The sequence below is a fragment of the Sphingomonas flavalba genome (genome assembly GCF_004796535.1).
GTDB classification, from domain to species: Bacteria; Pseudomonadota; Alphaproteobacteria; order Sphingomonadales; family Sphingomonadaceae; genus Sphingomonas_L; species Sphingomonas_L flavalba.
Genome location: NZ_SPHY01000005.1, coordinates 24,080 through 45,160, shown reverse-complemented (window position 1 = coordinate 45,160; position 21,081 = coordinate 24,080). Strand labels below are relative to the sequence as shown.

Annotated in this window: 20 protein-coding genes and 1 tRNA gene; 8 read left to right on the top strand and 13 right to left on the bottom strand. The window is 71.5% G+C overall.

Going from position 1 to position 21,081, the window contains the following annotated elements:
• Positions 1 to 26 precede the first annotated feature (26 nt).
• Positions 27 to 920 (top strand): LOG family protein, encoded by an 894-nt coding sequence (locus tag E4A53_RS06695; protein ID WP_136162329.1) that lies wholly within the window; start codon positions 27 to 29, stop codon positions 918 to 920.
• Between the two features lie 13 nt (positions 921 to 933).
• Here the strand turns inward: E4A53_RS06695 and E4A53_RS06690 are convergent, their stop codons facing one another.
• From E4A53_RS06690 to E4A53_RS06670, 5 genes are all read right to left on the bottom strand, one after another.
• The gene (locus E4A53_RS06690; RefSeq protein WP_136162328.1) at positions 934 to 1,947 is read right to left on the bottom strand and encodes an Ldh family oxidoreductase; all 1,014 of its coding nucleotides are present in this window, start codon (positions 1,945 to 1,947) and stop codon (positions 934 to 936) included.
• 245 nt (positions 1,948 to 2,192) lie between these two features.
• On the bottom strand, positions 2,193 to 3,251 hold the full coding sequence (ribA, locus tag E4A53_RS06685; RefSeq protein WP_136162327.1) for a GTP cyclohydrolase II: 1,059 nt from the start codon (positions 3,249 to 3,251) through the stop codon (positions 2,193 to 2,195).
• A complete protein-coding gene (locus E4A53_RS06680) occupies positions 3,251 to 4,045 on the bottom strand; it encodes an exodeoxyribonuclease III (RefSeq protein WP_136162326.1) in 795 nt (264 codons plus the stop codon). Before E4A53_RS06680 ends, ribA begins: the two co-directional genes overlap by 1 nt.
• 238 nt (positions 4,046 to 4,283) lie before the next feature.
• On the bottom strand, positions 4,284 to 4,922 hold the full coding sequence (locus E4A53_RS06675; RefSeq protein ID WP_136162325.1) for a LolA family protein: 639 nt from the start codon (positions 4,920 to 4,922) through the stop codon (positions 4,284 to 4,286).
• A gap of 98 nt (positions 4,923 to 5,020) precedes the next feature.
• Positions 5,021 to 7,348: an FtsK/SpoIIIE family DNA translocase gene (locus tag E4A53_RS06670; protein ID WP_136162324.1), complete on the bottom strand. Its 2,328-nt coding sequence runs from the start codon at positions 7,346 to 7,348 to the stop codon at positions 5,021 to 5,023.
• A gap of 110 nt (positions 7,349 to 7,458) precedes the next feature.
• Between E4A53_RS06670 and E4A53_RS06665 the strand changes: the two genes are divergently transcribed.
• On the top strand, positions 7,459 to 8,664 hold the full coding sequence (locus tag E4A53_RS06665) for an FAD-dependent monooxygenase (protein WP_136162323.1): 1,206 nt from the start codon (positions 7,459 to 7,461) through the stop codon (positions 8,662 to 8,664).
• 105 nt (positions 8,665 to 8,769) lie between these two features.
• On the opposite strand, the gene E4A53_RS06660 is transcribed toward E4A53_RS06665, so the two are convergent.
• Genes E4A53_RS06660 through E4A53_RS06650 form a run of 3 tightly spaced genes read right to left on the bottom strand, consistent with a single transcriptional unit; the run spans position 8,770 to position 10,489 of the window.
• The gene (locus E4A53_RS06660) at positions 8,770 to 8,970 is read right to left on the bottom strand and encodes a Trm112 family protein (RefSeq protein WP_136162322.1); all 201 of its coding nucleotides are present in this window, start codon (positions 8,968 to 8,970) and stop codon (positions 8,770 to 8,772) included.
• Positions 8,967 to 9,590: an LON peptidase substrate-binding domain-containing protein gene (locus E4A53_RS06655; RefSeq protein WP_136162321.1), complete on the bottom strand. Its 624-nt coding sequence runs from the start codon at positions 9,588 to 9,590 to the stop codon at positions 8,967 to 8,969. The genes E4A53_RS06660 and E4A53_RS06655 overlap by 4 nt, the downstream gene beginning before the upstream one ends.
• Positions 9,590 to 10,489, bottom strand: coding sequence for a tetratricopeptide repeat protein (locus E4A53_RS06650; protein WP_136162443.1), 900 nt, complete (start codon positions 10,487 to 10,489; stop codon positions 9,590 to 9,592). Before E4A53_RS06650 ends, E4A53_RS06655 begins: the two co-directional genes overlap by 1 nt.
• A gap of 185 nt (positions 10,490 to 10,674) precedes the next feature.
• On the opposite strand from E4A53_RS06650, the gene E4A53_RS06645 reads away from it, so the two are divergent.
• A tRNA-Gly gene (locus E4A53_RS06645) sits at positions 10,675 to 10,749 on the top strand.
• 240 nt (positions 10,750 to 10,989) lie between these two features.
• On the top strand, positions 10,990 to 11,946 hold the full coding sequence (locus E4A53_RS14875) for a PEPxxWA-CTERM sorting domain-containing protein (RefSeq protein ID WP_136162320.1): 957 nt from the start codon (positions 10,990 to 10,992) through the stop codon (positions 11,944 to 11,946).
• Between the two features lie 111 nt (positions 11,947 to 12,057).
• On the opposite strand, the gene E4A53_RS06635 is transcribed toward E4A53_RS14875, so the two are convergent.
• The 3 genes from E4A53_RS06635 to hemC all read right to left on the bottom strand — a co-directional run bounded on the left by E4A53_RS06635 (position 12,058) and on the right by hemC (position 14,645).
• Positions 12,058 to 12,903 carry a hypothetical protein gene (locus E4A53_RS06635; RefSeq protein WP_136162319.1) on the bottom strand — a complete coding sequence of 282 codons (846 nt, stop codon included), beginning with the start codon at positions 12,901 to 12,903 and terminating at the stop codon, positions 12,058 to 12,060.
• A 171-nt stretch (positions 12,904 to 13,074) separates the two neighbouring features.
• Positions 13,075 to 13,737, bottom strand: coding sequence for a uroporphyrinogen-III synthase (locus E4A53_RS06630; protein ID WP_136162318.1), 663 nt, complete (start codon positions 13,735 to 13,737; stop codon positions 13,075 to 13,077).
• Positions 13,734 to 14,645 (bottom strand): hydroxymethylbilane synthase, encoded by a 912-nt coding sequence (gene hemC, locus E4A53_RS06625; RefSeq protein WP_136162317.1) that lies wholly within the window; start codon positions 14,643 to 14,645, stop codon positions 13,734 to 13,736. The genes E4A53_RS06630 and hemC overlap by 4 nt, the downstream gene beginning before the upstream one ends.
• A 67-nt stretch (positions 14,646 to 14,712) precedes the next feature.
• Between hemC and tsaD the strand changes: the two genes are divergently transcribed.
• On the top strand, positions 14,713 to 15,747 hold the full coding sequence (gene tsaD / locus E4A53_RS06620) for a tRNA (adenosine(37)-N6)-threonylcarbamoyltransferase complex transferase subunit TsaD (RefSeq protein WP_136162316.1): 1,035 nt from the start codon (positions 14,713 to 14,715) through the stop codon (positions 15,745 to 15,747).
• A complete protein-coding gene (locus tag E4A53_RS06615) occupies positions 15,744 to 16,721 on the top strand; it encodes an NAD(P)H-dependent glycerol-3-phosphate dehydrogenase (protein WP_136162315.1) in 978 nt (325 codons plus the stop codon). Before tsaD ends, E4A53_RS06615 begins: the two co-directional genes overlap by 4 nt.
• Positions 16,722 to 16,735: 14 nt before the next feature.
• Here the strand turns inward: E4A53_RS06615 and E4A53_RS06610 are convergent, their stop codons facing one another.
• Complete coding sequence (locus E4A53_RS06610; RefSeq protein ID WP_136162314.1) at positions 16,736 to 18,583, bottom strand: AsmA family protein; 1,848 nt, start codon at positions 18,581 to 18,583, stop codon at positions 16,736 to 16,738.
• A gap of 18 nt (positions 18,584 to 18,601) precedes the next feature.
• A complete protein-coding gene (locus tag E4A53_RS06605) occupies positions 18,602 to 18,760 on the bottom strand; it encodes a DUF1674 domain-containing protein (protein ID WP_136162313.1) in 159 nt (52 codons plus the stop codon).
• A gap of 91 nt (positions 18,761 to 18,851) precedes the next feature.
• Between E4A53_RS06605 and htpX the strand changes: the two genes are divergently transcribed.
• On the top strand, positions 18,852 to 19,796 hold the full coding sequence (gene htpX / locus E4A53_RS06600) for a zinc metalloprotease HtpX (protein WP_136162312.1): 945 nt from the start codon (positions 18,852 to 18,854) through the stop codon (positions 19,794 to 19,796).
• Positions 19,793 to 21,049 carry an RsmB/NOP family class I SAM-dependent RNA methyltransferase gene (locus E4A53_RS06595; RefSeq protein WP_136162311.1) on the top strand — a complete coding sequence of 419 codons (1,257 nt, stop codon included), beginning with the start codon at positions 19,793 to 19,795 and terminating at the stop codon, positions 21,047 to 21,049. Before htpX ends, E4A53_RS06595 begins: the two co-directional genes overlap by 4 nt.
• The last annotated feature ends 32 nt before the right edge of the window (positions 21,050 to 21,081 follow it).

The window sequence follows — 21,081 nt, the reverse complement described above, 5'->3', positions numbered from 1 at the left end:
CACCCAAACGCGCTATCAGCCTAGGAATGACAGAGAATAGCGAAACCATCGTCCCGTCGCGGCTGTTCCCGCGCGCCCGCCAGTCGGCGGACAGTACCGCCAAGACCGTCGTCCACACCCCGCAGACCGAACACCCCGCCTACCGGCTGGCGTTCCAGGACACCGAGTTCCTGCTGCGCGAGGACCTGCGGCCGGTGCGCTTCCAGCTTGAGCTGCTGAAGCCCGACCTGCTGCTCGACGAAGCGCGGATCGCCTCCACCCTGGTGTTCTACGGTTCCGCCCGCATCCCGGAACCGGCCAAGGCCGACGCCCTGCTCGCCGCCGCGACCAACGCGCGCGGCCGGGCGATCGCCGAGCGGCTGGTCGCCAAGGCCAAATATTACGACGTCGCGCGCGAGCTGGCGCGGCTGGCCAGCCGCTGCCCGCGCGATGCCGAGGGGCGGCGCCACTTCGTCGTCTGTTCCGGCGGCGGCCCGTCGATCATGGAGGCGGCGAACCGCGGCGCGGTCGACGCCGGCGCCGAGACGATCGGCCTCAACATCGTGCTGCCGCACGAGCAGGCGCCGAACCAGTATGTCACCCCGTCGCTCAGCTTCCAGTTCCACTATTTCGCGCTGCGCAAGATGCATTTCCTGCTGCGCGCGCGGGCGATCGCGGTGTTCCCCGGTGGGTTCGGCACGTTCGACGAGATGTTCGAGGCGCTGACCCTGATCCAGACCGGCAAGATTTCCCGCCTGCCGATCCTGATGTTCGGGCGCGATTTCTGGAACAAGGTCGTCGATTTCGAGGCGCTGGCCGACGAAGGGGTCATCTCCCACAAGGACCTGGCGCTGATGAACTGGGTCGAGACCGCCAGCGAGGCCTGGGCGATCATCCGCGAATTCTGGGGTCGGGCGGCGGAAGACTGCCCCTGCGACTGACGCGGCGGCCGGGTCAGCCGGCCAGCGTCGCGATGCGGTCATGGAGAGCGCGCGGCACGGCGACGCCGTCGGCCAGGCTCCGCGCCCGCGCGGCGTAGCGGCGCGCGGACGGCAGGCGGGCACCCTGTGCGGCGAAGCCGGCGAACAGCGCCTCCGCCCGCGCGATCCCCGGCGCGGCGTCGCCGCCGGCCATGACCGCCGGGTCGAAAGCAAGGATCAGCTCGCCGTGACAGGGGGCGAGTTTCAGTCCCCCGTCCCACGCCATCGATTCGACGCTGGTCCGATCGCCGATCAACGCGCCGGCGAGCAATTCGACCATCGTCGCCAGCGCCGATCCCTTATGGCCGCCGAAGGTCAGCATCGCGCCGTCGAGCGCGGCCTGCGCGTCTGTGGTCGGCGCGCCGTCGCGGTCCACGCCCCAGCCTTCCGGGATCGCGCGGCCGTCGTTGCGGTACTGGGCGAGGTCGCTGCGCGCGACGGCGCTGGTCGCGAAGTCGAAGACATAGGGGTGCCCGTCCGGGCGCGGCCAGCCGAAAGCGATCGGGTTGGTGCCGAGCAGGCCGCGACTGCCGCCGGCCGGCGCGACCCAGGCATGGCTGGGCGTCAGCGCCAGCCCGGCAAGACCCTCCGCCGCCAGCGCCTCCACCTCCGGCCACAGCGCCGAGAAATGGAAGCAGTTGGCGATGACCAGCGCCGCGACGCCGCCACGACGCGCCTTCTCCGCTAGCAACGGCAGGCCCCGTTCGAAGGCGAGCGGCGCGTAGCCGTAGCCGGCGTCGATGCGGACCAGCGCAGGCGTTTCGTCGCGCGGTTCCGGCACCGCCGCCACCGCCAGCCGGCCAGACCCGACCGTCTCGACGCAGCCGGGCAGGCGGTGCAGGCCGTGATTGGAGCAGCCATCGCGCTCGGCGGCGGCGATCACCCGCGCCACCGCCTCCGCCTGCGGCGCGGCGAGCCCAGCCGTCACCAGCACCCGGCGTGCCAGAGCGAACACCGCATCGACCGACAGAATGACCGGACCGTCCACGACCAACCCCTGATAGTATACGATCCGACCGTCCTAGCCGCCCGGCGCGCGCGGTCAACGGCGCTGTGGCCTGAACGCCGTCATTGCGAGTGTAGCGAAGCGATGACGGGGACGGCGGGCCTTAGAGGCTGTTCGCTTTAGGCGGAATCGGCACCAGCCCGCTCTCTCACCCGGCCTTTCAACGGCAGTATCATGTGGGAGGCCGGGTGGGGGAGCGGGCTGGTGCCGCTTGAACAGGACAAGCCTTAGAGCTGGTGGCCGGTGCGGTCGCGCTTGGTGGCGAGGTAGCGTTCGTTATGCGGGTTGGCCGGCAGCGCATGGGGCACCCGCTCGACGACGGTGATGCCGTGCGCCTCAAGCCCCGCCACCTTCGCCGGGTTGTTGGTCAGCAGCCGGACGGCGGCGATGCCGAGCAAGGCGAGCATCCGCGCGGCCAGCGAGAAATCGCGCGCGTCGACCGCGAAGCCGAGGCGGATATTGGCGTCGACGGTGTCGAAGCCCTGATCCTGCAGGCTGTAGGCGCGCAGCTTGTTGATCAGGCCGATGCCGCGCCCTTCCTGGCGCAGATAGAGCAGCACCCCCCAGCGCGCGTCGGCGATGGCGGCGAGCGCGGCGTGGAGCTGCGGCCCGCAATCGCATTTGAGCGAGCCGAGCACATCGCCGGTCAGGCATTCGCTGTGCAGGCGCACGAGCGGCGGGCTGCCGTCCGGCGTGCCGACGACCAGCGCGACATGTTCCTCGGCCGTCTCGGCGGTGCGGAAGGCGACGATCTCCGCCGTTTCTGCGGCAGCGACCGGCAGGCGCGCGCGCGCCGCCACGACCAGCCGGTCGGACGCCTGATAGGCGGCGATCGCCGCCGGGGTCAGTGCGTCCGCCGTCCGCGCCACGGTGCGGACGAAGAAGGCGGGCAGCAGGCCGGCGAGCCTGGCAAGGGCGAGGGCGGCGCCGGCCGCCTCCGCCGCCCCCGGCGCGACCGCGCGGAACGGCCCTTTCAACGGCACGGCCAGATCGAGCGCCGGGTCGGCAAGCGCCACCGCCGCCGGCAGATCGATCCACGGCGCCCGTGCGATGCGGGTTGCCCCGCCGCCGGCCGCTTCCCGCTGGTTGGCCAGCTTCAGCGTTTCCGCGCGCGCGGCGGACAGCAGGATATCGGCCTGCCCGTCCGGGTCGAAGGCGGCGAGGCGGCCGGTGTCGGCGGTCTCGATCGCCAGCAGCGCCAGCGCCGCGTCGGCATCGGCGATCGTCACCTCCCACCCCCGGCGCAACGCATCGACGGCGCGGGCGGCGGCGCGCGGATCGGCCATCACAGGCGGAATTCCGTGATCAGCGGGATATGGTCCGATGGGCGGCCCCAAGCGCGGCATTCCTCGTGCACGCGGTGGCCGATCGCCTGGCCGGCAAGCGCCGGGCTGGCCCACATATGATCGAGCCGACGGCCGCGATCGGAGACGGCCCAGTCCTTCGCCCGGTAGCTCCACCAGGTGTAGAGCCGCTCCGGCGGCGGCACGAAACGGCGGCCGAGGTCGACCCAGCCGTGCGCGGCCTGGAAATGGGCCAGCGCCTCAACCTCCACCGGCGTATGGCTGACCACGTCGAGCAACTGCCTGTGGCTCCATACGTCCGATTCGAGCGGCGCGATGTTGAAATCGCCGACCAGCAGCGTCGGTACCGCCAGCCCGGCCGCCCAGTCGGTCATCCGTGCCAGGAAATCGAGCTTCTGCCCGAATTTCGGGTTGAGCGCGCGGTCGGGGATGTCGCCGCCGGCCGGCACGTAGACATTTTCCAGCCGCATGCCGTTGGCCAGCCGGACGCCGACATGGCGCGCCTCTCCGTTCGCCTGCCAGTCCAGCCGGTCGTCCTCGACCAGCGGCACCCGGCTGACGATGGCGACGCCGTGGTACATGCGCTGACCGTGCAGCACCTGATGCGTGTAGCCGAGGCTGGCGAAGGCGGCGGCGGGAAACACGTCGTTCGCCGCCTTGGTCTCCTGCAGGCACAGCACGTCCGGCGCCTGTTCGGCCAGGAAGCGTGCGACGATGTCGAGGCGCGCGCGCACCGAATTGATGTTCCACGATGCGATGCTGAGGGTGTCGGCCATCCGCGCGCTTTAGAGTCTGATCGCGTTATGGGGAAGCGGCGCCGGCCCGCGCGCCATCATCCAGACACGCAAAGGCCCCCGCTCCGGGGGCTTGGAACGGGGGCCAACCTGCGTTCGTCACGCTGGCGGGACATCGGAATGACGAGGCGGGTAACAGGGGGAAACCCGGCTCCGGTGCTCCAACGTCCGCCGAGCATGAATACGCGATCCATCCTGTCGCCAATATGAACGGGTGGGTTCAGCGCCCGCGCCCGGCCGGACGCGGATCGCGCCATTTGAACGCCTGGTCGTCGATCGGGCCGTTAAACTGCTGGTTGGACAGGCGGATCTGGGTGCGGTTGTTCTGCGCGTCGAGCGCGGTCCAGCCGTTCAGCGTCAGCCCGGCGGGGCCACTGGTGCCACGCACGAAGGCCAGGGTGATCGTGCCGAATTCCGGCCGGGCGGGATCGCGCGCCTGGACGAGCAGCAGGCGCGGGTCAGCCGATTCGACCACCCGCGCCACCTTCGACAGGTCCTTCGCGGGATCGAGGATGAAGGCGAGCGGCGACTTGCCGATCGGCCAGCGCGATACCTGCTTCACCTGATAGTCGATGAAGGTCAGCGCCTTGCCGTCGCCGACGATCAATAGCGGCACGCCCTTTTCGTACTGGAAGCGGACATGGCCGGGCCGCTTCAGCGTCAGCGTGCCGGTCAGCACCTTGCCGGCGCGGTCGGTCTGGGTGAAATCGGCGGTCATCGTCTGGATCGCCGCCATATGGCGCTGGACCGCCGCCAGGTCCGATTCGGCGGCGGGCGCCTGCGCCTGAACGGCGGGGGCGGACGCCAGCGCAAGTGGCGCGAGGGCCAGAGCGGCAGGGATCAACGGACGAAACGACATTCGGAACACTCCATGCGGATGGGGCGGCTTTTCGGTGATTCGGCTTGAATGCCGACTGAACCCGGATCGTTCCGCTACCGGGCCTGATCTGCGGGCGGTCAGACCGGCTGACCGTCGCGGTCGATCAGCACGTCGCGCCGCCCGACATGGTCCGGCGGGCCGACCTTGCCCTCCTGCTCCATCCGTTCGATCAGCCGAGCCGCGCTGTTGTAGCCGACGCGAAGCTGGCGCTGGACATAGCTGGTCGACGCCTTCTGGCTGGTCGCGACGATCTGGACCGCGCGGCGGTAGAGCTGTTCCTCCGGGCTGTCGTCGCCGTGCGGCGCGCCTTCCAGCTCGAAACCGCCGTCCTCCGGCTCCTCGGTCACCGCCTGGATATAGTCGGGCCGGCCCTGGGTGCGCCAATGGTCGGCGACGGCGCGGACCTCCTCGTCGGACACGAACGGGCCGTGGACGCGGACGATCTGCTTGCCACCGGGCATGTAGAGCATGTCGCCCTTGCCGAGCAGTTGCTCCGCCCCCTGTTCGCCCAGGATGGTGCGCGAATCGATCTTCGAGGTGACCTGGAAGCTGATCCGGGTCGGCAGGTTGGCCTTGATGACGCCGGTGATGACGTCGACCGACGGCCGCTGCGTCGCCATGATCAGGTGGATGCCGGCCGCCCGCGCCTTCTGCGCCAACCGCTGGATCAGGAACTCGACCTCCTTGCCGGCGGTCATCATCAGGTCGGCCAGCTCGTCGACGATGATGACGATCTGGGGCAGCGGATCGAAGGAAAGCTGCTCCTCCTCGTAGATCGGCTGGCCGGTCTCGGCATCGTAGCCGGTCTGGACGCGGCGGCCGAGCGGCTGGCCCTTCGCCTTGGCGGCGCGGACCTTGTCGTTGAACGAGGCGAGGCTGCGCACGCTGACCGACGCCATCATCCGGTAGCGTTCCTCCATCTGCTCGACCGCCCATTTCAGCGCGCGCACCGCCTTCGGCGGATCTGTGACCACGGGCGCGAGCAGATGCGGGATGTCGTCGTAGATGCTCAGTTCCAGCATCTTCGGGTCGATCATGATCATCCGGCACTGGTCGGGGCTGAGCCGGTAGAGCAACGACAGGATCATCGCGTTCAGGCCGACCGACTTGCCCGAGCCGGTGGTGCCGGCGACCAGCAGATGCGGCATTGGCGCCAGATCGGCGATAACCGGATCACCGGCGATGTTCTTGCCCAGCACCAGCGGCAGCGCGCCCGACTGATCCTCGAACACCGGGCTGGAGATCAGTTCGTGGAGGACGACCGACTCGCGCTTCTGGTTCGGCAATTCGATGCCGATCACACTGCGGCCGGGGATGGTGGCGACGCGCGCCGACAGCGCCGACATGTTGCGGGCGATGTCGTCGGCAAGCTGGATCACCCGGCTCGCCTTGATCCCGGCTGCCGGTTCCAGTTCGTACATGGTGACGACCGGGCCGGGGCGAACCTCGACGATCTGGCCCTTCACATGGAAATCCTCCAGCACCGATTCGAGCAGGCGGGCGTTGCGTTCCAGCCCGGCCTTGTCGATCGGGTTGCCGGACGCCGGCGGCGCCGGCGACAGCAGCGCCAGCTTCGGCAGGGTGTAGCGGTCCTTCAGGTCGAACGAGGTCTGGACCGGCGCCGGTTGCTTGCGCCCGGCGCCCGCCACCGGCTTCTCCCCCGGCACGGAAATGACCGGCGGCGGCCGCCGGTCCGGCTCCGCCACCGGGCGCGGTTCCGCAGGGGCGCTGCGGTGCGGGCGGGCGGCAGCAACAGCCTCGTCACCGGTATCCGCGCCGTTAGCGTCCGTCTCCGCGACGCGGCGGCGGAACAGCCAACCACGCTCGACCTCGTCCAGTTCAAGGCTTTTCGCCCACAGGACGATGCCGCCGATCGCGAGCAGCGCGGCAACGCCGTAATGGGTCCATACCACCGCCGGCGGTGGCAGCAGCGCGATCAGCCGGTCGATCGCCGCCTGGCCGACGATGCCGACCGCGCCGCCCAGCCCGCCGGGCAACCCGGCGATCGACCCGGCGTTGACCATGGCCAGCGCGATGCCGATCAGCGCGATGCCGATCACCGCCTGCGGGATCGTGCGCTTCCACCGACCAGGATCGCGATCATGCCACAGCCGCAGGCCGATGAAGGCGAGCAACGGCAGCAGCAGCGCCGTCGCTGGCCCCAGCGTCCACAGCATCAGGTCGGCCAGCCACGCCCCGGGCGTGCCGATCCAGTTCTGCGCCGGGCCGCCGGCAGCGGTGTTCATCGACGGGTCGCTCGGGTGGTAGCTGACCAGCGCCAGCGCGGCGAGCAGCACGGCGAGCAGCACCGCGACCCCGCCGAACAGCGCCCCGCTGCGCGCCACGCCGCGCCGGATCGCCGCCCGCCAGCCCGGATCCTGCGATGCCATCGCACGGCTCCCCATGCAAAACCCTCGTTCGTGCGTGGAATGTTCCGCCGCCCACAATGCCTGTGGCGCCGACTCCGCGTCAAGCGGGCTTCCGCGCCCGACGCCGCCGAGCTAGAGCGGCGAGCATGGACAGCGACGTGATCATCCTTGGCGGCGGCCTGGTCGGGCTGACGCTGGCGCTGGCGCTGGACGCGCACGGCCTGACCAGCACCGTCGTCGACCCGGCCCGGCCGGATGCGGTGCTCGCCCCCGGTTTCGACGGTCGTGCCTCCGCCGTCGCCAGCGCAAGCTGGAAGATGCTGGAGGCGATCGGCGTCGGCGCGCGGCTGGCCGGCAAGGGCTGCGAAATCCGCACCATCCACGTCAGCGACGGGCTGGCGCCGGGCCTGCTCGCTTTCGAATCCGCGCCGGACGACGGGCCGCTGGGCCTGATGTTCGAGAACCGGCAGCTACGCCAGGCGCTACACGCCGCGGCGGCGGAGGCGGCCGGGGTCACCCTGTGCATGCCCGCGCGCGCGGTGACGACGGAGCGCGGCACCCACGACGTGACGGTGACGCTGGACGACGGCCGGGTGGCGCGGGCGCCGCTGCTGATTGCGGCGGAGGGGCGCAATTCGCCGACCCGCGCCGCCGCCGGCATCCGCGTCGCCCGCTGGTCCTACGACCATACCGCGATCGTCGGCGCGCTGGAGCATGAGCGCGACCACGGCAACATCGCCTATGAAATCTTCTACCCGTCAGGCCCGTTCGCGCTGCTGCCGATGCCGGGCGGCCACCGTTCCGCCATCGTCTGGTCGGTGCGCGGCGCCGACGGGCCGGGAATGCTGAAGCTGGGCGACCGCGCCTTCCTCGCCGAGGCGAGCAAGCGGATGGGCGGCATGCTCGGCACCCTGAAGGTGGCGGCGCCGCGCAGCGCCTTCCCGCTCGGCTTCCACCACAGCGCGCGGATCACCGGCGAGCGGCTGGCGCTGGCCGGCGACGCCGCCCACGGCATCCACCCGATCGCCGGCCAGGGCCTGAACCTGGGTTTCCGCGACGTGGCGGCGCTGACCGAGGTGCTGGTCGACGGCAGCCGGCTGGGGCTCGACCTGGGCGACGCGCAACTGCTCGCCCGCTACGAACGCTGGCGCAGCCTGGACACGCTGATGGTCGCGGCAGCGACCGACGGGCTGACCCGCCTGTTCGGCCTGCCGGGACGGACGGCCTCGGCGGCGCGGCGCTTCGGCCTCGGCATTGTCCAGCGCACACCGCCGCTCAAGCGGCTGTTCATGGCCGAGGCGCGCGGCGAAACCGGTGTCCTGCCGCCGCTGCTGCGGGGGGAATTGGGGTAGGGTTTGGGCCTGCCGATCAGCTGGCCCCCTTCCCGCCCCAACCGCCCCGTCCATCCCGGGCGCAGTCGAGGGACGCACGGGTTTGAGGTTGGAGCTGGGCGGAGGTCAGGTGGCGGGGGAAGGCGGGACCTCTCCGGCATCCAGCACCCGCGCTTCCTCGACCAGCATGACCGGCACGCCGTCCCGCACCGGATAGGCGAGGCCGGCGGCGTCCGAGATCAATTCCTGCGCCGCCGGGTCGTAGCGGAGCGGCTTGCGGGTCAGCGGGCAAACCAGCATGGCGAGCAGATCGGGATCAAGGCTCATTGCAGGGTCACCGGGTCGCCGGCCTCGCCCTGATGGCGGCCAAAGAACTGCATCAACTGGATGATCAGGTCGCAGCGTTCGTCCAGCCCGTCCGCCTCGAGCAGCGCCTGCTTGGCGGCGACGTCGAACGGCGCAATCTGGGCGATGCCGTTGACCAGCGCCTCGTCATCAAGCCGGGCGACGGCGCCCCAGTCCACCGCATAGCCCTGCGCGTCGGCGAAGCGGCGCGATTCGCTTTCCAGCGCGGCGCGGCGGGCGGGGGCGAGCGGCGGCTCCTCCAGCGCGTCCTCGATCTCCGCCTCGACCTGGCGGAACGGGGTGGTCGCGGCGATTTCCGCCAGCAGGCGGAAACGCGCCAGCCCCTCCAGCACGATATTGTAGCGCCCGTCGTCGAGCGCCTCGACATGGGCGATGCGGCCGACGCACCCGATGGCGAACAGGTCCGGCGGCTCGCCCGGCCCCTTTGGCTGGATCATCCCGATCCGCCGGTCCCGCGCCATCGAATCGCTGACCAGCGCGCGGTAACGCGGCTCGAAGATGTGCAGCGGCAATTGCATGCGCGGGAACAGCAGCGCCCCGCCCAGCGGAAAGATCGACAGACGGGACGGGCGAGCGCCCATCAGGTGAACAGGATCGCCGACAGGCGACGGCGGGTGGCGGACACCCACGGGTCCTCCAGCCCGACGACTTCCATCAGCTGCAGCAGCCGTTGGCGGGCGGCGCCCTCGTTCCAGTCGCGGTCGGCGGCGATGATCGCCAGCAGCGCATCGGCCGCGCCGTCATGGTCGTTCGCCGCCATCAGCGCCCCGGCGAGTTCGTACTGCAGCGCCAGATCGTCGGGCGCGGCGGCGGCGCGGCGGCGCAGCCCGTCGAGATCGTCGGCCGGCTGGGCTTCGCGCGCCAGGGCGACGGCGCTGAGCGCGCGGGCGATCGCCGGGTCCTTCGCCTTGTCCTCCGGCAGCGCGTCGAGCGCCGCCTGCGCCTCGTCCAGTCGGCCGGCGCCGACCAGCGCGCGGGCGAGGCCGGAGACCACGGCCGGGTCCTCCGGCGCCATTTCGGCGACCTGGGCGAAGATGCCAGCGGCCCGTTCGGCATCACCGCCGGCAAGCACTTCCTCCCCCATCGCGATCAGCGGCGCGATGTCGGGCGCCTGCTCCTCGCCCGCCGGAGTGATCGGCGGTAGCTGCCGCAGGATCTGGTCGAGCATCTGGGTCAGCTGCGATTCGGTTCGCGCCTGGGTCAGGTCGGCGACCAGCTGGCCCTGGAACACGGCATAGACGGTCGGGATCGACTGGACACGGAACTGCGCCGCGATCGTCCGGCTGGCGTCGACGTCGACCTTGCGCAGCAGCACGCCCTTGTCGGCATAGGCGGCGGCAACCTTGTCCAGCACCGGCGCCAGCGCCTTGCACGGTCCACACCATTCCGCCCAGAAATCGAGGATGACGAGCGCGTTCATCGACGGCTCGATCACGTCGCGCTTGAAGTCTTCTATTTCCGCGCGCTCCGCGGCGGTCATCCCCAGCGTGGCCACACCATCCTCCCGGTTGATTGCCGCCCTTATGTGGGGCGAAGCGCCGCGCTGCCAAGCCCCCAGAGTGTTGAGCACGAACGGCGACAAGGGGCTTGCGCGGTTCCCGGCCCCGCGCTATCTGCCGCGCCTCACCCGCCCCGATGGCCTACGCGCCGGGGGCTGAACGCCGAGCGGGCGTAGCTCAGGGGTAGAGCACGACCTTGCCAAGGTCGGGGTCGAGGGTTCGAATCCCTTCGCCCGCTCCAGTTCCATACAGACGCGCGCTGCGGTTCGGCGCCGATCTCCTTTGGGGTCCGCCTCTGCGGCAGCGCCTCCGCGATCCTCCATCTCCGGCGCGGCGCGCTCTTGCCCCATTTTGGGGCAGGCGGAATGGATCCGTCATCTATCATCAAAACCGATGACGCGAAGCCCGCCCGAACCCGATACCGAATCGCTGGTCCGCCGGCCCGCGCCGACGCGGCGCAGGCTCACTGAGGGGATTCATCATGGTCATTCGGTATGGAGGCCCGGCGCTTATACTGGCCGGCGCGCTGGTGGCGGACGCGGCACAGGCGGCGGACTGGAACGTCTGGGTCGATGTCGCGGCATTCGCCTATTCGGGCAGCCAAGTGACCGAGCAAAAAGCGATCGAGTGCAACGGCACCGACTTCAGCTATTGCACGCCCACTTACGGGCCCGGCGTGATCCCGGCGACGCTGGTCCAGTCGGCCACCAAAACCAGCGCGATGCAAAGCGTTTCGGCCGTGGCGGAGCCGGTTTATTCCTGGGAAACGGCCGCGCATGGCAACGCCTGGGCTTTCGCCGACCTGGCGACCGGCCAGCTGAAGATTTCGGATTGGACCGATAGTGGCGGCAGCGCCCATGCGTATGCCGGTTTTTCGGATATACTGCACTTTTCCTCGACCGTCGCCGGCCCGACGAGCTTCACCGTCAGGCTGCATGTGGACGGCGCGTTCGAGGGCTTCCAGCAGCCCCGCTTCGGTTTCAGCATGGGGGACGGCTATTCGGCGCTGGGCGGCACGGCCGGCTGGGCCGATGACGAGTCCGACGATTCGCCATCGTGCACCGATGCCGTGGCCGGCTGTCCGGCGGCCTATTTTCTGTCCTTCAACCCGGTGGGCGACTGGATCCAGTTCGGCCCCGAGGATTTTGTCGGGACGCTGATTTTCGACCCTGCCCATCCGGACTTCCAGCTGGTCATGTCTCTCGCCGCGGCCGGCCAAGCCGGCTCCTGGGCGGCGTTCGAGCACACCGCCACGATCAGCTTCGACCTGCCCGATGGCCTCAGCTTCGCATCGGATTCGGGCGTGTTCCTCACCCAGTCCTCGATACCCGGTCCGGGGCCGGGCGTGCCCGAACCCGCCAGCTGGGCGCTGCTGGTCGCCGGCTTCGGCATGGCTGGCGCGGCGATACGGCGCCGCACGCGGTCTGTTCCGGCTTGATGACAACGCGGCGATGACGAAGGACGCACCCCTGTCGTGCGTCCCTCGACTACGCTGGGGATGGACGGGGTTGGAGTGGCGCGGGGACGGGGAGAGGGGAGAGAGGATGCTTTATTGCGCCGGCTGGGCGGCGGTGGGTTCCGGCTGGAGGATCGCGCTGGTTTCGATCATGTCGAGCGCCTGGCGCGCAGCGATGTAGCGGCGGGCGAGGGCGATCCAGTTGCCGGCCTTGTCGCGGCCAGGCATGCGCGCCACTTCGGCGAGGGCGGCGTCGACGCGGCCGCCTTCCAGCATCCGTCGCGCCCGGCGGGCGCGTTCGGTCGGCTCCGGCGAGGGGGTGCCGGCCTTGCGCACAACGGCGAGGCTGCCCAATTCGCGCCGCACCGCCTGCCACCAGCCGCCGTCGCTGCCCGACACCAGCGCCGGCGCCAGATCATCTAGGCCGAGGCGCAGTTCCTCCAGCGTCACCGGGTCGCGCGACGCGGCGATCACCGTCGCTACCGCGGCCGGCTGGCTGGTGCCGAACCGATCACGCAGCTGCGCCTCGATATAGCCGAGGCCCATGCCGCGATCGAGCGCCCGGCGGGCAGCGAAGGCGACAAGCAGCCCTTCGGCGCGGGCGGCGTTGCCGGACGCAGCGCGGGCGCGCTCGCTGACCCGGTCGATCCGCCCTTCCAGATCGGTGATACGCACATCGAGCGCGGCCAGCGCGGCGGGATCGGCAACCGGACGCGGCGGCATCGCCGGCGGCGGCGGCGTCGGCGCGGGGGCTGGCGCCGCCAGCTTCACCGCCGGCGTCCCGACTGGGGCGGGCGCGGTGACGAGCCGGCCCGGCCGGGTCAGCACATAGGCGGTCAACGTCACGCCGACGATGAACGCCAGCAGCGCCGATATCACCAGAACGCGGGTGCGGTGCGACGCTGCTGGCGTCGCCATCGGTTCGTCAAGGCCGGTCATCGTTTCGCCCCGTCATCGCACGCCCCGGCGCGCCCGCGCAACTAGAGCTTGTCTGCTTCAAGCGGAATCGGCACCGGCCCGCACCCCCACCCGGCCTCCCAACGGCAGTATCATATGGGAGGCCGGGTGGGGGTGCGGGCTGGTGCCGCTTGAACGGGACAGGCTCTAGTGTCACGCCGTCAGCCCGGCGGCAACCGCCAGCAGTGACGCATCGTCCGGCCGCGCGGCGACCGCCGTCGCTGCCCAGCCCGGCCCGGCCGCTGCCAGCGCCGCCGTGCTGATCGCCGCGATCCGCGTCGCGGCACGGTCCGGCGCCAGCGCGGCGAAATGCCGGGCGGCGCGCGGCGAATGCAGCAGCACGACATGCGCCGCCGCATCGGCAAGGCGGGGCGGCGGATCGATCGCCCGCGCATCATAGACCGGCACGGCGGTGACCGACAGCGCGCCGGGATCGGCCTGTCGCCGGTCGACCCCGCACAGATGGAGCAGGCGGCGGGCGCTGCCGGCCCGAACCAGCGCGAACAGCGCAACGAGATCGTCGTCGCCGGCGGTGACGGCGGCGAAGCCGGCGGCGCGGGCCGCCGCCGCCGTCGCAGGGCCGACGGCGTAGACCGGCAGCGCCGCATACCCCGCCAGCGCCGCCCCGGCGGCGCGCACCGCATTGGCGCTGGTCAGCATCAGCGCGTCGAAACCGGCGGCGGGCGGCGGCTGCCAGGCCAGCGGCACCACTTCGAACAACGGCCGGACAGTGGCGGCCAGCCCGAGCGCGGCAGCAGCGCGGGCGGAGGCCGAGGCACCCGGTTCCGGCCGCAGGATCAGCAGCGGCCGGGTCATCCCGAAAACTGGGCGCGCAGCGCCGCCGGCGCCGCTTCGAACAGCCGCTGGGCAAGGCGCGCGGCCTCTTCCGGATGGATGAGCAGTGCTTCGCCATACGCGTGCAGCACGCCGTCCGGGCTGAGAATTTCGGCGCGCAGGTGGATGCCGGCCTTGCCTTGCGTCGCCAGCGCCGCGACCGGCGAGCGGCAATCGCCGCCGAGCGTGGCGAGCAGCGTCCTTTCGGCATGGACGCAGCGTTCCGTCTCCGCGTCGCCGATCGCGGCGAGCCAGGCGAGCAGATCAGCGTCGCGCGCCCGCGCCTCTATGCCGATCGCCGCCTGCGCGGCCGCCGGCAGCATCGTCCCGATCGGAATGGCGGTGCCGACGCTGTCGCGGCCGAGCCGGTCAAGCCCGGCGGCGGCGAGCAGCGTCGCTTCCGCCTCCCCCCGCTCCAGCCGGGCCAGGCGCGTATCGACATTGCCGCGGAACGGCACGATCTCCAGGTCCGAGCGCAACCGGCGCAGCTGTGCGGCGCGGCGCGGCGAGCTCGTCCCCACCCGGGCGCCGCGCGGCAGATCGTCGATCGCCGCGGCGCCGATCAGCCGATCGCGCACGTCGGCGCGCGGCAGGATCGCGGCGATGACGATGCTGGCCGGCCGGACGCTTTCGACGTCCTTCATCGAATGGACCGCGAAATCGATGTCGCCGGCGAGAAGCGCGCGATCCAGCTCCTTGGTCCACACCCCCTTGCCGCCCAGTTCGGCGAGCGGCCGGTCCTGCACCTTGTCGCCACCGGTCCTGATCGGGACGATGGTGATCGCGCCGGGCGCAAGGCCGTGGGTCTGTTCGAGCGCGCGCGCCACCATCCCCGCCTGGGCGAGAGCGAGAGGGGAGCCGCGAGTTCCTAGGCGAAAGGGCGTCTGCATCGCGGCCAGCCCATACCGGCGCGCGCGCGCTTTGTGAAATGGCGATAACGCGCCTATCTGCGAAACGATGGCGGTGATCTTGGGAATCGAATCGAGCTGCGACGAGACGGCGGCGGCGCTGGTCGCGACCGACCGGCGCGTACTCGCCCACCGGCTGGCCGGGCAGGAGGCGGAACACCGCCCCTATGGCGGGGTGGTGCCGGAAATCGCCGCGCGCGCGCATGTCGAGGCGGTAACGCCGCTGGTCGAGGCGGCGCTGGCCGACGCCGGCCTTGGCCTCGGCGATATCGACGCGGTCGCCGCCACCGCCGGGCCGGGGCTGATCGGCGGGGTGATGGTCGGGCTGGTTACCGCCAAGGCGCTGGCGCTGGCGGCGGGCAAGCCGCTGGTAGCGGTCAATCACCTGGAAGGCCATGCGCTGTCGCCCCGACTGGCCGATCCGACGCTCGCCTATCCCTATTTGCTGCTGCTGGTCTCCGGCGGGCATTGCCAGTTGCTGCTGGTCGCCGGCGTCGGCCGCTATCGCCGGCTGGCGACGACGATCGACGACGCGGCCGGCGAGGCATTCGACAAGACCGCCAAGCTGCTCGGCCTCGGCTTTCCCGGCGGGCCGGCAGTGGAGAAGGCGGCGGCGTTGGGCAATCCGAAGGCGGTGCCGCTGCCGCGCCCGCTGGTCGGCCGGACGGAGCCGCATTTCTCGTTCGCCGGGCTGAAAAGCGCGGTACTGCGCGCCCGCGATGCCGGCACCCATTCGGCGGAGGATATCGCCGCGTCGTTCCAGGCGGCGGTGATCGACTGCCTGATCGACCGGACGAAGCGGGCGATTGCCGGCGCGCCAGGCTCGACCGCGCTGGTCGTCGCCGGCGGTGTCGCGGCGAACGGCGCGATCCGCGGCGCGCTGCAAACGCTCGCTCATGCCCATGACCTGCCGTTCGTCGCGCCGCCGCTGTGGCTGTGCACCGACAATGCGGCGATGATCGGCTGGGCCGGGGCGGAACGATTCATGGCGGGGCTGACCGATCCGCTCGACGTGCCGGCGCGCGCGCGCTGGCCGCTCGACCCGGATGCGGAAGCGGTAAGAGGCGCGGGAGTGAAGGCATGACGATCGGCGTGGTGGGGGCCGGCGCGTGGGGCACTGCCCTGGCGCAGGTGATCGCGAGCGACGGCAGCGCCGTCACCCTGTGGGCGCGCGAGCCGGAGGTGGTCGAGGCGGTCAACCGCGACCATGTCAACACGCTGTTCCTGCCCGGCCTGCCGCTGGCGCCGACGATCGCCGCGACCGGCGTACTCGACGCGATGGCAGGGCACGAGGCGCTGCTGATCGTCTCGCCCGCCCAGCACCTGCGCGCGATGCTGTCGCGCATCCCGGTCGGCACGACACCGCTGGTGCTGTGCTCCAAGGGGATCGAGGCGGGCACGATGAAGCTGCTGTCCGAAGTCGCGGCGGAGGAGCACCCGGCGGCGCCGATCGCGGTGCTGTCCGGCCCGACCTTCGCGCATGAGGTGGCGGCCGGGCTGCCGGCAGCGGTGACGCTGGCCTGCGCCGACCAGGCGCTGGGCGCGGAACTGACCGCCCGCTTCGCCCGCCCGGCCTTTCGCCCCTATCTGTCGACCGACGTCGTCGGCGCCGAGATCGGCGGCGCGGTCAAGAATGTGCTGGCGATCGCCTGCGGCGTAGTCGAAGGGCGCGGCCTCGGCCAGAACGCGCGCGCCGCGCTGATCAGCCGGGGCTTTGCCGAAATGACGCGGTTCGGCCTGGCGCGCGGGGCGCGGGCGGAGACGCTGGCCGGGCTGTCCGGCCTCGGCGACCTGGTGCTGACCTGTTCGTCGACCAGTTCGCGCAACTTCTCGCTCGGCAAGGGGCTGGGCGAGGGGAAAAGCGCCGCCGCGCTGATGGCCGACCGCCACACCGTTGCGGAAGGCGCGTTCACCGCGCCGGTGCTGCGCGCCGCGGCCCGCGCCGTTGGCGTCGACATGCCGGTGGTCGACGCGGTCTGCGCGCTGCTCGACGGATCGGCAACGATCGAGGCGGTGGTCGAATCGCTTATGACCCGGCCGCTGCGCAGCGAGGAATAGGCGGGCGCAGCCCCTTACCCGGCCAGCGCTCGTGCGATCAGGGCGTTGCAATCCGCATCTTCTGCGCGTGGCGTCTGTTTTTTGCCGGACAGCGCCCGGCCCAGCATCTTGAGCAACTGGCGCGGGCGTTCCGACTTGGACGGCAGGGTCAGCTCAGGCGCCTTGATCGTGCCGCCGACCGGCAGCGGCGCGTCGTAGCGCAGCAGCGCCTTGCCCTTGGGCGCGCCGGTCAACTGGGCGTTCAGCCGTTCGCTGGCCAGGTTGATCGTGCCGGTCGCCCGCGCCTGCGACCGGGTGGTGTCGATGATCAGCGGATCGATGCGGCCGACGCCGTCGCGCACCGCCAGCCGCATCGCCAGGCAGCGCAGCCCGGCGGTGTCGTCCTTCTTCGCCAGCAGGCCGTGACCGACGTCGAAGCCGATGAACGCCGCCAGCCGCGCCGGCAGCACCCCGTCGCGCGCGGCCAGGCCGACCGTCCCGGTCGCGCGGCCGAGCGCCTCGCGCACCGTCACCCCGCGCCCGGCCAGCTTCGCCCGCGCGTCGAACCGGCCGGACAGGTCGCTATCGCCCGAAAAGCTGGCGAGCGCCGCGCCATTGAGCGTCAGGTCGAGGGTGAGCAGCGGCACGGCGGCGCCGCCCCGCTGATCGACCGTCGCCTTGCCCCGCAACCTGCCGCGCGGCAGCGCCAGTTCGAGCGGATCGACGGTCAGCAGGCCGTGGTCGAGGCGGAGGGTGCCGCGCATCGCGGTGAACGGCGTCGGCGTCCGCCACAGCAGTCGGCGGGCGGTGAAGCGGATTTCGCCGTCGGTCTTCTGCATCCGCTTCAGGTCGATCGCGGTGTCGGGGATCAGCCGTGGGCCGCTCTGGCGCAGCTTGGCGCGGGCGATAGCGCGGCCGCGCGCATTGGCCAGATCGTCGAAATCGAAGCGTCCGGCATCGAGCGCGCCCGTGACGATGCTGCGCCCGTCGCGCTTGGCGACGGTGACGGCGCCGGTGAAGTCCGATCGCCCCATCGTGCCGCGCAACTTGTTGACCTTCCAGTCCGGCGCGTCGTGCCGGACATCAGCGACGAGCGTGACCGGCTGGGTGCCGGGCAGCCCCGCCTCGATGATCGCGTCGAGCAGCTTCAGGTCGTCGCCGCGCGCGGTAACGCGGGCGGTGAAATGGTCCAGGTCGAACGGGCGATCCATTGCCCCTTCCGCCCGCATCGCCAGCGCCTTGCCGTTGATTACCGCGACGAACGGCCAGCGGCCGGGCTTCGCCCCCGCCGCGATCGCCACGCCGGTTGCCGACAGGGTGACCGGCTGGCCAAGGACCGCCCCTGTGCCCGTCAGACGGAAGCCGGCGCGGTCGAAGGTCGCGCGCGCGTCGAACCGGCGATCGCGCTTGGCATCAGTATAGGAAATCCGGGCGTTGCGGATGGTGATCGCGCTCAGCGCGATCGGCTGCGAGGCGCGATCCGGCTTTTTCTCCCGCCGCCAGTTCTCCCGCCCCGTCGCATCGCGGACCAGCGCCAGCGCGGCGCCGTCGACCGCGATCTCACGCGGGGCGACGCGGCCGGACAGCAGCGGCCACAGCGGCAGGCGGACGACCAGCGAATCGATCCGGGCCAGATCGCCCCGGCCCGCCCAGGCCGGCTGGGCGACCACCAGCCCGCGCACGCTGATCCGCGGCGACAGCGAAAAATGGTCAAGGCGGCCCAGGCTGCCGATCCGGACCGGCGCGCCGATCGTGGCGGCCAGACGCTGCTCGACGGTCGGGCGCAACCAGCCGATCGGCGTCAGCGCTGCCGCCACCACCATGCCGGCGGCGAGCAAAGCGACACCGGCTGCTATCAGGACGATCGTCCGCTGTTTCGTCATAAGCCCCCTGTCAGGAAGCTAGAAATCGACGGCGATGCCCTTCAGTTCCCAGTCGCCATAGCGGGTCGGGTCCCGCTCCAGCGGGTCGGTGGTCGTCTTGGCCGGCGCCGGTTGCGGGACCGGCGGGCTTTTCGACAGATAGGCGGGCGGCTTCACATGCGCAGGGCGGCGGCTCATTGGACTGGTCTTTCCCGGTTGCGGGTGGGTGTGGCGCCCCTACATTGGGCGGCAGGGGACTGGGACGCAAGGCAGGAGACCGGGACGCACGATGAACGGGTTCAAGACGACGATGCTGCTGGCCGCGCTGACCGCGCTGTTCATGGCGCTCGGCTATACGCTGGGCGGCGGGGGCGGCGCGCTGATCGCGCTGCTGGTCGCCGCGGGCATGAACCTGTTCACCTTCTGGAACGCCGACAAGATCGTTCTCAGAATGCACAATGCGCGCGAGGTCGATGCGGCGAGCGCGCCGGATTATTACGCGATCGTCCGCGACCTGGCGGCGCGCGGCGGCCTGCCGATGCCCAAGGTCTATGTGATCGACGACCCGCACCCCAACGCCTTCGCCACCGGCCGCAACCCGGAGAACGCGGCGGTGGCGGCGACCACCGGCCTGCTGGGCATGCTGTCCCGCGACGAGGTTGCCGGGGTGATGGCGCATGAACTGGCCCATGTCCGCAACCGCGATACGCTGATCATGACCATGGTCGCGACGATTGCCGGTGCGATCTCGATGCTCGCCAATTTCGGACTGTTCATGCGCGGCGGCGACGGCAACCGCGCCAACATGCTGGCGACGCTGCTCGCCGTGTTCGTCGCGCCGTTCGCGGCGATGATCGTCCAGATGGCGATCAGCCGCCAGCGCGAATACGGCGCCGATCGCGGCGGAGCGGAGATTTCCGGCAACCCGCGCGCGCTCGCCTCCGCGCTCGCCAAGATCGCCGGCGGCGCCGCGCGCATCCCCAACGCGGTGGCGGAGCGCAACCCGGCGGCGGCCTCGCTCTACATCGTCCCGGCGCTGCGCGGCGGGGGTGGCGACAGCTGGTTCTCCACCCACCCCGACACCGGCAACCGCATTGCCGCACTTGAGGAAATGGCGGGGGAGTTCGGCGAGCCGGCACCGCTATCGGCTGCCCGGCCGGCCCGTGTTTCGGCGCTGGGACCGCGCCCGGCTCGCAAGCGCGGCAGCGCCCTCGATCCGCTGCGCCGCGATTGACCGAGGCTGTTCCAGACGGTGCAGGCGTTGCCGCCCGGCGCGCTGCGCTGCGCCTGCTCGACGCAGTCCTGCGCCAGGGCCGCGCCCTCGACCATGCGCTGCCGGCCGCGACCAAGGGGATCGCGCGCGCCGACGACCGGGCGCTGGCCCATGCGATCGCGGCGGAGGCGCTGCGCCGCCTGCCCGACCTTGACGCGCTGATCGACAGCGCCACCCGCAAGCGCCTGCCCGACGACGCCAAGGCGCGATTCGCACTGCGCATCGCGCTGGTCCAGGCACTGGCGCTACACACGCCGGGCCATGCCGCGATCGCCACGGTATTGCCGCTGGTCGACGGCGGCCCGCGCAAGCTGGTCCACGGCGTGTTCGGCACACTGATGCGCCGGGGCGCGCTGCTGCCGGCGCCGCCGTCGCTGCCGCGCAATGTCGCCTTGCGCTGGGCCGAAGCGTGGGACCGGGCGATGGTCGACGCGGCCGGCGCCGCGATCGCCGCGCCGCCGCCGCTGGACCTGACGGTGAAACCCGGCGCGCTGAGCCCGGAAGGCGTGACGCTGGCGCCGGGCCATGTCCGTATCGAATCGGGCGAGGTCACCGCCCTGCCAGGCTTTGGCGAAGGCGGCTGGTGGGTACAGGATCTGGCGGCGTCGATCCCGGCGCGGCTGCTTGGCCCCGGCGACGGCCGCCATGTGCTGGACCTGTGCGCCGCGCCCGGCGGCAAGACGATGCAGCTCGCCGCCGCCGGCTGGCGGGTGACGGCGGTGGAACAGGCCGCGCCGCGCCTGACCCGCCTGCGCGACAATCTCGCGCGCACCGGCCTCGACGCCGATCTGGTCGCCGCCGATGTGATGCAGTGGGCGCCCGCCGCACCGGCCGACGCCGTGCTGCTCGACGCGCCGTGCAGCGCGACCGGCATCTTTCGCCGCCACCCCGACGTGCTTCACCGCGTGCGGGCGAAGGACATCGCCGCGCTGGCGGAAACCCAGCGGGCGATGCTGGCCCGCGCCGCCGACTGGGTGCGCCCCGGCGGCCTGCTGGTCTACGCGACCTGTTCGCTGGAACCGGCGGAGGGGGAGGCGCAGGTCGCCGCCTTTCTTGCCGCGCGCGGCGATTATCAGCCGGCGCCGGTCACGGCGGCGGAACTGCCCGCCGGCATCGCCCCGGCGGACGGTTTCGTCCGCACCCGGCCGGGGATGCTGGCGGATGCCGGCGGGCTCGACGGCTTCTTCGTCGCGCGGATGATTCGTCAGGGCTGAATTCCGTGTCCGCCTTGCTTGCAGGGCCGCGC

Coding starts and splice junctions, on each gene's coding strand:
- E4A53_RS06695 (WP_136162329.1), top strand. CDS start 27: ATGACAGAGAATAGCGAAACCATCGTCCCGTCGCGGCTGTTCCCGCGC.
- ribA (WP_136162327.1), bottom strand. CDS start 3,251: ATGGCCGATCCGCGCGCCGCCGCCCGCGCCGTCGATGCGTTGCGCCGG.
- E4A53_RS06680 (WP_136162326.1), bottom strand. CDS start 4,045: ATGGCCGACACCCTCAGCATCGCATCGTGGAACATCAATTCGGTGCGC.
- E4A53_RS06675 (WP_136162325.1), bottom strand. CDS start 4,922: ATGTCGTTTCGTCCGTTGATCCCTGCCGCTCTGGCCCTCGCGCCACTT.
- E4A53_RS06670 (WP_136162324.1), bottom strand. CDS start 7,348: ATGGGGAGCCGTGCGATGGCATCGCAGGATCCGGGCTGGCGGGCGGCG.
- E4A53_RS06665 (WP_136162323.1), top strand. CDS start 7,459: ATGGACAGCGACGTGATCATCCTTGGCGGCGGCCTGGTCGGGCTGACG.
- E4A53_RS06660 (WP_136162322.1), bottom strand. CDS start 8,970: ATGAGCCTTGATCCCGATCTGCTCGCCATGCTGGTTTGCCCGCTGACC.
- E4A53_RS06655 (WP_136162321.1), bottom strand. CDS start 9,590: ATGGGCGCTCGCCCGTCCCGTCTGTCGATCTTTCCGCTGGGCGGGGCG.
- E4A53_RS06650 (WP_136162443.1), bottom strand. CDS start 10,489: ATGACCGCCGCGGAGCGCGCGGAAATAGAAGACTTCAAGCGCGACGTG.
- E4A53_RS14875 (WP_136162320.1), top strand. CDS start 10,990: ATGGTCATTCGGTATGGAGGCCCGGCGCTTATACTGGCCGGCGCGCTG.
- E4A53_RS06635 (WP_136162319.1), bottom strand. CDS start 12,903: ATGACCGGCCTTGACGAACCGATGGCGACGCCAGCAGCGTCGCACCGC.
- E4A53_RS06630 (WP_136162318.1), bottom strand. CDS start 13,737: ATGACCCGGCCGCTGCTGATCCTGCGGCCGGAACCGGGTGCCTCGGCC.
- hemC (WP_136162317.1), bottom strand. CDS start 14,645: ATGCAGACGCCCTTTCGCCTAGGAACTCGCGGCTCCCCTCTCGCTCTC.
- tsaD (WP_136162316.1), top strand. CDS start 14,713: ATGGCGGTGATCTTGGGAATCGAATCGAGCTGCGACGAGACGGCGGCG.
- E4A53_RS06615 (WP_136162315.1), top strand. CDS start 15,744: ATGACGATCGGCGTGGTGGGGGCCGGCGCGTGGGGCACTGCCCTGGCG.
- E4A53_RS06610 (WP_136162314.1), bottom strand. CDS start 18,583: ATGACGAAACAGCGGACGATCGTCCTGATAGCAGCCGGTGTCGCTTTG.
- E4A53_RS06605 (WP_136162313.1), bottom strand. CDS start 18,760: ATGAGCCGCCGCCCTGCGCATGTGAAGCCGCCCGCCTATCTGTCGAAA.
- htpX (WP_136162312.1), top strand. CDS start 18,852: ATGAACGGGTTCAAGACGACGATGCTGCTGGCCGCGCTGACCGCGCTG.